Genomic DNA, 6,498 nt, shown 5'->3' with positions numbered 1-6,498 from the left:
CACCGCGGGGGTGGGGGCGGGGCGAGGCGGGCGGTGGGACGGACGGGTCAGGCGTCGCCGAAGGCGGCGGCCCAGGGGCGCAGCAGCACCGCGCGCGTGTCGGCGGACAACAGGTCGGCCACCACCTCGGCGTGCACGACACCGCTGACGACGTTCCACAGCCCGCCGGCGCCGTCGGCCGCGTCCAGGCCCCCGGCGCGGAAGGCCCGCACCGCCAGCAGCTGCGCGGCCGCAGCCGTGCGCACGCGACCCGACAGGTGCACGGCCCAGGAGGCGTCGTGCACGGCGCTGGCCCACTCGCCCCCGCCGGCCCGGTGCGTGTCGGCGACCGCGCGCAGGCAGGCCCGGTCGGTGCCGTCCAGCCGCGCCAGCCGCTCCAGCACCCGGCGCACCCCCGCCTGCTCCTCCCCCAGGCCCTGCGGCACCGACGGCAGCGGCGCCAGGTCCCGCGCGGCGTGCAGGTAGGGGCTGGCCAGCACCCGGCGCACCCCGTCGGGCAGCCGGTCGCCCAGGTAGGCGGACACGGCGGCGTCGGCGAGGACGTCGGCGGCGCGGCCGGCGGTCTCCGTGCGCAGGCGGGGGCCGCCGTCCAGCGGCGCGCTCCACGTCCAGTCGAGGACGTCGTGGTGCACCAGGCGCACCAGGGCGTCCGCGTCGGCGATCGTGGAGCCCTGCAGCACGCGCACCACCCCCGCCTCCACGCGCGGGCCGCTCACCTCCTCGGTGAACGTGCCCGTCGCCAGGCCGTCGGCGACCTGGCCCAGCAGGTCGGTGATCTGCGGGACCGACCGCGCGGCCTCGCGCACCGAGCGCCACGCCTCGGCGCGCACGCCCGCGTCGTGCTGCGCGGCGAGCACGTCCAGCTCGCGCGGGCCGCTGTCCAGGGCGCGCAGCAGGACCTCGGCGGTGGAGTCGCCCGCGGGCAGGCGCACCAGGTCGAAGCCGAGCACCGGCGAGCTCACGAGCGAGTAGTGCATGGTGGTCGCCTCCAGGCTGCCGCGGCGACGCCGCCCGGCCGGGTGGCGCCCGACCACCCTGGACCGGGTGGCCTGCCGCCACCCTGACACCGCGTGTCGGTGTCCACCACGCGCCGTCACACGTACGGGTGTGTCGGGACCACCGGGCAGGCCACGGGGCGCAGTCGCGCTGCTCCGTCGGGGGGACGCCGGGGCGCCCGCGCCGTAGCGTCGGGCCATGGCGAGCGGGGACGCGCAGCGCGGGCCGGGCGAGGACCGCCCGGAGCCCGGGGAGCAGCGCGAGCAGGGCGGGGAGGAGCCCGGCGAGGACCGGCCCGGGGAGGACCGGTCGGCGTGGCTGCTCGTGCTGGCACCGGCCCTCCCGCTGCTCCCGGCGGCGGAGAGCTGCCGCAGGTTCCTGGCCGGCGCCCGCGACCGCGAGCACTTCGGGTGGCGCACCGGCGAGGGGTTCGCCGGTCCCGGCGACGAGGAGGTCGCGCTGGGGCTGACGGACCGGTGGCCGGCGATGCTCGACGCCATCCCGGTGAGCACGGCGCTGCTGGCGTCGGTGGTGGGCCTGCTGGCCGTGACGGGTGCGGCGCTGGCGGGACGGCCGGGCCTGCCGGCGCCCGGGCGGGTGCAGCGGCGGGCCGGTGCTGTGGTGGCGGCGCTGGTGCTGCTGGGGGCGCTGGGGCTGGCGGCCGGGTCGCTGGCGACGGTGTCCCGCTCCGGTCAGGTGGACGAGGAGCTGCCGTTCTTCGTGCTGGACACGTGGGGGTGGCTGGAGGCGAGCGTGCCGCTGGGCACCGCGGCGCTGGCCGCCGCGCTGGCGGTGGCGTGCGGGGCGGTGCTGCTGCGCCCGCCCGCGTCCCCCACCACGGCGTCCACCACCAGCGCGCCCGCCACGGCACCCCCCACCGAGGGCCCGACCGAGCCCCCCGCCGAGCCCCCCGCCGAGCTCCCCGCCGAGGCCCCCGCCGGGCAGGCACCACCTCCCCCGGCGGGTGCGGGCCGGGAACCGGGGCCCCCGCCCGCGCCCCCGCCCGCACCCCCGGCGGGGGACGTGGGGGTGGGCGCGGGGGACGGCGCCGCGGCGGTCCCGGGTGGCCCGCCGCGGCTGCGGGCGGAGGACCGCGCCCTGTACCGGCGCCCGCCACGGGTGCCCGGAGAACCCCCGGGCGGCGGTGCACCGCACTAGCGTCGTCGCGTGGCAGATCGCGACGTCCCCGCCGAGGCGGCTCCCCCCGCCCGCCGCCCCGTCCCGCCCCGCGACCGGTCCCGGCGCACGGCGTCGTGGGCCGGGTGGGTGCTGACCGCGGCCGCAGCGGCTCCGACGGTGCTGGCGGTCGAGACGTCCCGCCGCGTGCTGAGCGGCTCCCTGGACGCCACGTTCGGGCTGGTGGACCCCGCGACGGGGTTGCTGGCCGCGGCGCAGGGGGTGGTGCGGCCGACGACGGCGCAGCTGCTGGCGGAGCGGTGGTCGCTGCTGTGGCAGGTGCAGCCGCCGCACCTGCCGCTGCTGGCGGGGGCTCTGGGGGCGGTGGTGCTGGCGGCTCTGGTGGTCGCGGGCCGTCCGGCGGCGCTGGTGCCGCGCGCGGTGGCGCGGTGGGCGGCGGCCGCGGTCGCGGCGGGCACGGCGCTGGCGGCCCTCACGGCGCTGGCCGGGTTCGCCGCCCAGGCCGCCGATCTGCTTCCGCCGGGGACGTGGGGGGTGGGGCTGCAGCTGCTCTCGCACGGCACGGCGGCGGCGGTGCTGCTGCTGGCCGCGGCGCTGGCGGCGGCCTCGGCGTTCACCCTGCTGCGCGGGCCCGGCGCGGCGGACGACGAGCGGGAGGACGACGACGAGAGGGAGGACGACGGAGCCGGCGACGGGGCGGGCGGTGAGGCGGGCGACGAACCCCGGCCCGGCGGGGTGGGCACCCCTGCGCACGACCCCGGGTCGGCCACCGGTGCGGCTCCGGCCCCGACCGTGCCGGGGCGTCCGGGCGAGGCCCCCGTGGACCGTCCCGCCGAGGGCCCGCCCCGGGTGCGGGAGGACGACCTGGCCCTGTACCGCCGCCCGTCGTGACGGCCCGGGTCCGCCCCCGGGGCCCCGCCGGCCCCCGCGGGTCCACCCGCGGTGCCATGCGCGGATCCTGCCGGGGGTGGACGCGCCGGGCACCCGGACGCGGTCAGCATCGTGGTGTGGACGACGAAGAGGACCACGGCAGCGGCACCGCCGTCTGCCCGAACTGCGGCACCGCGTTCGCGGGTGCCGCCGCGACCCTGGAGCAGGCCGGCGTGGACCGGACGGTGCGCGTCTGGTTCACCGAGCAGACGTGGGACACCGCCGGGACGACCCGGCAGGCGTACGCGCAGTACCTGGTGGAGAACGGCGGGGAGGCGGTGGGACGGGCCAGGTTCGTCGCCGACCTGGCCCGCCTGGGGGTGGTGGAACGCCCCGGCCCTGAGGGCGTGAACGTGCTGGTCTGCCCCTGAGCGCACGACGGCGGGGACGACGAGGGGCCCCCACCACACCGGTGGGGGCCCCTCGTCGTCGTGGACGGTCGCCGCCGTCAGGCGGTGAGCGCGTCCTCGATCTCCAGCGCCTTGTCGACGTCGAGGACGAGCAGCAGCGCGTCGTCGAGCTTGTAGGCGCCGCGGATCAGCTCGCGGATCGGGCCGGACAGCGTGTCCGGCGGCGGCTCGAAGGTCGCGTCGGCGGCCTCGATGACCCCGCCGATCGAGTCGACCAGCAGGCTCCAGACCTCCTCGGCGGCGCGGACCACGACGTTCATCGCGGCCTGCCCCTCGGCGCGGTCGGGCATCCCGAGCCGGCGGCGCAGGTCCAGGGCGGTGACGACCTGGCCGCGCAGGTTGATCAGGCCGGCGACCGCGCGGGGCGCCAGCGGGGCGGGCGTGCGGGGCTGCTCGGTGAGCACCTCCTGCACGCGTCGGACCTCCACGCCGAACAGGTGGCCGGCGAGGGCGAAGGTGGCGTACTGCGTCGACATCTCAGACCCCCAGTCGAGAGGAAGCGGCGGCGAACTCGTTCTGAGCCTGCTCGGAGAAGAAGTGCGGGTCGGCGGCGAGGATCGCCGCGCGGACGTCCAGCAGTTCGGTGACGCGGTCGCGGATGACCGCGGAACCGACCAGGCCGGCGTCGTCGATGTCGCTGCGCGCGTCCTGGCCGGAGACGATGTCGACGATCTCGTCGACGACGATCGCCACGGAGCGGCCGCGCGCCGAGTACACGACGCCCGGCAGCGCGGTGAGCTCCGGTTCGTCGAAACCGCGCATGCTGCCCAGGTGGTTGGACAGGCGCACCAGCGGCAGGATCTCGCCGCGGTAGCGGACGACCTCGCGGCGCCCGACGCGCTCGATGGAGTCGGTCTTGAACTCCTCCAGGCGCGTGACGACGTCCAGCGGGATCGCGACACGGCGGTCGTCGCCCAGGCCGACGACCAGCAGGCGCTGGCCCTCGCCGGTGGCGGCGGCGGCGGTGGCGGCCTCGGCGGCCACGTGCTCCAGGCCGTCGGCGCGCATGGTGCGGCGCGCCAGGGACTGCACGTCGAGGATGAGGGAGACCCGCCCGTCGCCGAGGATCGTCGCGCCGGCGTAGGCGCCGATCGCCTTCAGCGCGCCCGAGAGCGGCTTGACGACGATCTCCTCGGTGTCCAGGACACGGTCGACCAGCAGGCCGAAGCGGCGGCCGTCGCACTCCAGGACGGCGATGACGAGGTTGGTCGGCATCTCCGCGCCGGTGGGGCGCTTCAGCTCCAGGGCCTCCTCCAGGCGGATCAGCGGCAGCAGCGCACCGCGCAGGCGGTACACCTTCGCGCCGCCGACGTCCTCGATCGCCTTCGACATGCGCTCGGTGTCCAGGCTGACCAGCTCCAGCAGGTTGACCTGCGGCATGGCGTAGCGCTGGCCGGCGCACTCGACGGTCAGCGCCGGGACGATCGCCAGCGTCAGCGGGATCCGCAGCCGCCAGACGGTTCCCTGGCCGACGACGGACTCGACGTCGACGGAGCCGCCGATGCGCTCGATGTTCGTCTTCACGACGTCCATCCCGACACCGCGGCCGGAGACGTTGGTGACCTTGGCCGCGGTGGAGAACCCGGGCAGGAACAGGAACTGCAGGATGTCGTTGGGGGTCAGCGCCTCGAGCTTGGCGGCCGAGACCAGGCCCTTCTCGAGCGCCTTGCTGCCGATGACCGCCGGGTCGATGCCCTTGCCGTCGTCGCGGATCTCGACGACGACCTGGCCGCCCTCGTGGGCCGCGCGCAGCTTCAGCGTGCCGACCTCGTTCTTGCCGGCGGCGCGACGGGTCTCCGGCGACTCGATGCCGTGGTCGACGGCGTTGCGCACGATGTGGGTCAGCGGGTCCTTGACCGCCTCCAGCAGGGTGCGGTCGAGCTCGGTGTCGCCGCCCTCCATCTCCAGCTTGATCTTGCGGCCCAGCATGTTGCCGAGGTCGCGGACGACGCGGGGCAGCTTCGACCACAGGTGGTCGATGGCCTGCATGCGGGTGCGCATGACCGTCTCCTGCATCTCGCTGGCGACGAGGTTGAGGCGGTGGCAGGCGCGGGTGAGGTCCTCGTCGCGCAGGGCGCCGGCGCGCTGCAGGATCTGGTTGCGAGCCAGGACGAGTTCGCCGGCCTGGCGGACCAGGGACTCCAGCAGCTCGACGTCCACGCGGATGGTGGCCTCGGCGGCGGACGCCTTCTCGGAGGGGGCTGCGCCGCCGGTGGGGGCGGCAGGGGCAGCGGAGGCGGGTGCGGCGGGGACCTCGGCGACCGGCGCGGGGACCTCGACCACCGCGGGGGCCTCGGCCACGGGGACCTCGACGGGGACCTCGACCGCGGGAGCCTCGGCGGGGACGTCGGCGGGCGCCTCGGCCACGGGGACCTCGACGGGCGCCTCGACCACGGGGACCTCAGCCACGGGAGCCTGAGCCGCGGGAGCCTGAGCCGCGGGAGCCTCGGCGGGGACGCTGGCGACCTCGACGCCGGCACCGTCGGCGGCCGGCAGCACCGGCTCCTCACCGTCCAGGACGGCGCGGATCGCGGCGACGACCTGGTCCACCTCGACGGAGGCCTCGGCACCGTTCTCCTCGATGGAGGCGAGCAGCGCGCGGATGGTGTCGACCATGCGCAGCAGCACGTCGGTGGTGACCGGGGTCATCACGAGCTGACCGTCGCGCAGGCGGGCCAGGAGGTTCTCGCCGACGTGCGCGACGGACTCCAGGCGGGAGAAGGCCAGGAAGCCGCTCGTGCCCTTGATCGTGTGGATCGTGCGGAAGACGCTGGCCAGCAGCTCGCGGCTGCCGGGCTGCTGCTCCAGCGCGACGAGGTCGGAGTCCAGCTGGTCCAGGTTCTCGTAGCTCTCGACCAGGAATTCCTGGACGATCTCGTCCATGTCGTCCATGCGGTTCCGCTCCGGATCTCGCGACGGGTGATCTGCGGTGGCCCGGCCCCGTGGCCGGTCCGTCGTGCTGGTGGTGCCTGCTCCACCCATCGGCACCAGCGGCCGGGAACTGAAACGCCGCGGGCCGGCACCC

General features: G+C 76.8%; 6 protein-coding genes. 3 read left to right on the top strand and 3 right to left on the bottom strand.

Features of this window, described 5'->3' with window-relative positions:
- Window positions 1-47: 47 nt before the first annotated feature.
- Window positions 48-977, bottom strand: a complete 930-nt coding sequence (locus MN205_RS06025) for a hypothetical protein (protein ID WP_242125273.1) — start codon at window positions 975-977, stop codon at window positions 48-50.
- A 217-nt stretch (window positions 978-1,194) separates the two neighbouring features.
- Between MN205_RS06025 and MN205_RS06020 the strand changes: the two genes are divergently transcribed.
- From MN205_RS06020 to MN205_RS06010, 3 genes are all read left to right on the top strand, one after another.
- Window positions 1,195-2,154: a hypothetical protein gene (locus tag MN205_RS06020; RefSeq protein WP_242125271.1), complete on the top strand. Its 960-nt coding sequence runs from the start codon at window positions 1,195-1,197 to the stop codon at window positions 2,152-2,154.
- A 9-nt stretch (window positions 2,155-2,163) separates the two neighbouring features.
- On the top strand, window positions 2,164-3,024 hold the full coding sequence (locus tag MN205_RS06015; RefSeq protein WP_242125269.1) for a hypothetical protein: 861 nt from the start codon (window positions 2,164-2,166) through the stop codon (window positions 3,022-3,024).
- A gap of 116 nt (window positions 3,025-3,140) precedes the next feature.
- Window positions 3,141-3,434: a hypothetical protein gene (locus MN205_RS06010; protein ID WP_242125268.1), complete on the top strand. Its 294-nt coding sequence runs from the start codon at window positions 3,141-3,143 to the stop codon at window positions 3,432-3,434.
- A gap of 77 nt (window positions 3,435-3,511) precedes the next feature.
- On the opposite strand, the gene MN205_RS06005 is transcribed toward MN205_RS06010, so the two are convergent.
- A complete protein-coding gene (locus MN205_RS06005) occupies window positions 3,512-3,949 on the bottom strand; it encodes a chemotaxis protein CheW (protein ID WP_242125266.1) in 438 nt (145 codons plus the stop codon).
- 1 nt (window position 3,950) lies between these two features.
- Window positions 3,951-6,365, bottom strand: coding sequence for a chemotaxis protein CheA (locus MN205_RS06000; RefSeq protein ID WP_242125264.1), 2,415 nt, complete (start codon window positions 6,363-6,365; stop codon window positions 3,951-3,953).
- Window positions 6,366-6,498 lie beyond the last annotated feature (133 nt).

The sequence above is a fragment of the Kineococcus sp. TRM81007 genome, from assembly GCF_022669155.1.
Taxonomy (GTDB): Bacteria; Actinomycetota; Actinomycetes; order Actinomycetales; family Kineococcaceae; genus Kineococcus.
This window is presented reverse-complemented; position numbering and strand designations above follow the sequence as displayed.

Coding starts and splice junctions, on each gene's coding strand:
- MN205_RS06025 (WP_242125273.1), bottom strand. CDS start 977: ATGCACTACTCGCTCGTGAGCTCGCCGGTGCTCGGCTTCGACCTGGTG.
- MN205_RS06020 (WP_242125271.1), top strand. CDS start 1,195: ATGGCGAGCGGGGACGCGCAGCGCGGGCCGGGCGAGGACCGCCCGGAG.
- MN205_RS06005 (WP_242125266.1), bottom strand. CDS start 3,949: ATGTCGACGCAGTACGCCACCTTCGCCCTCGCCGGCCACCTGTTCGGC.
- MN205_RS06000 (WP_242125264.1), bottom strand. CDS start 6,365: ATGGACGACATGGACGAGATCGTCCAGGAATTCCTGGTCGAGAGCTAC.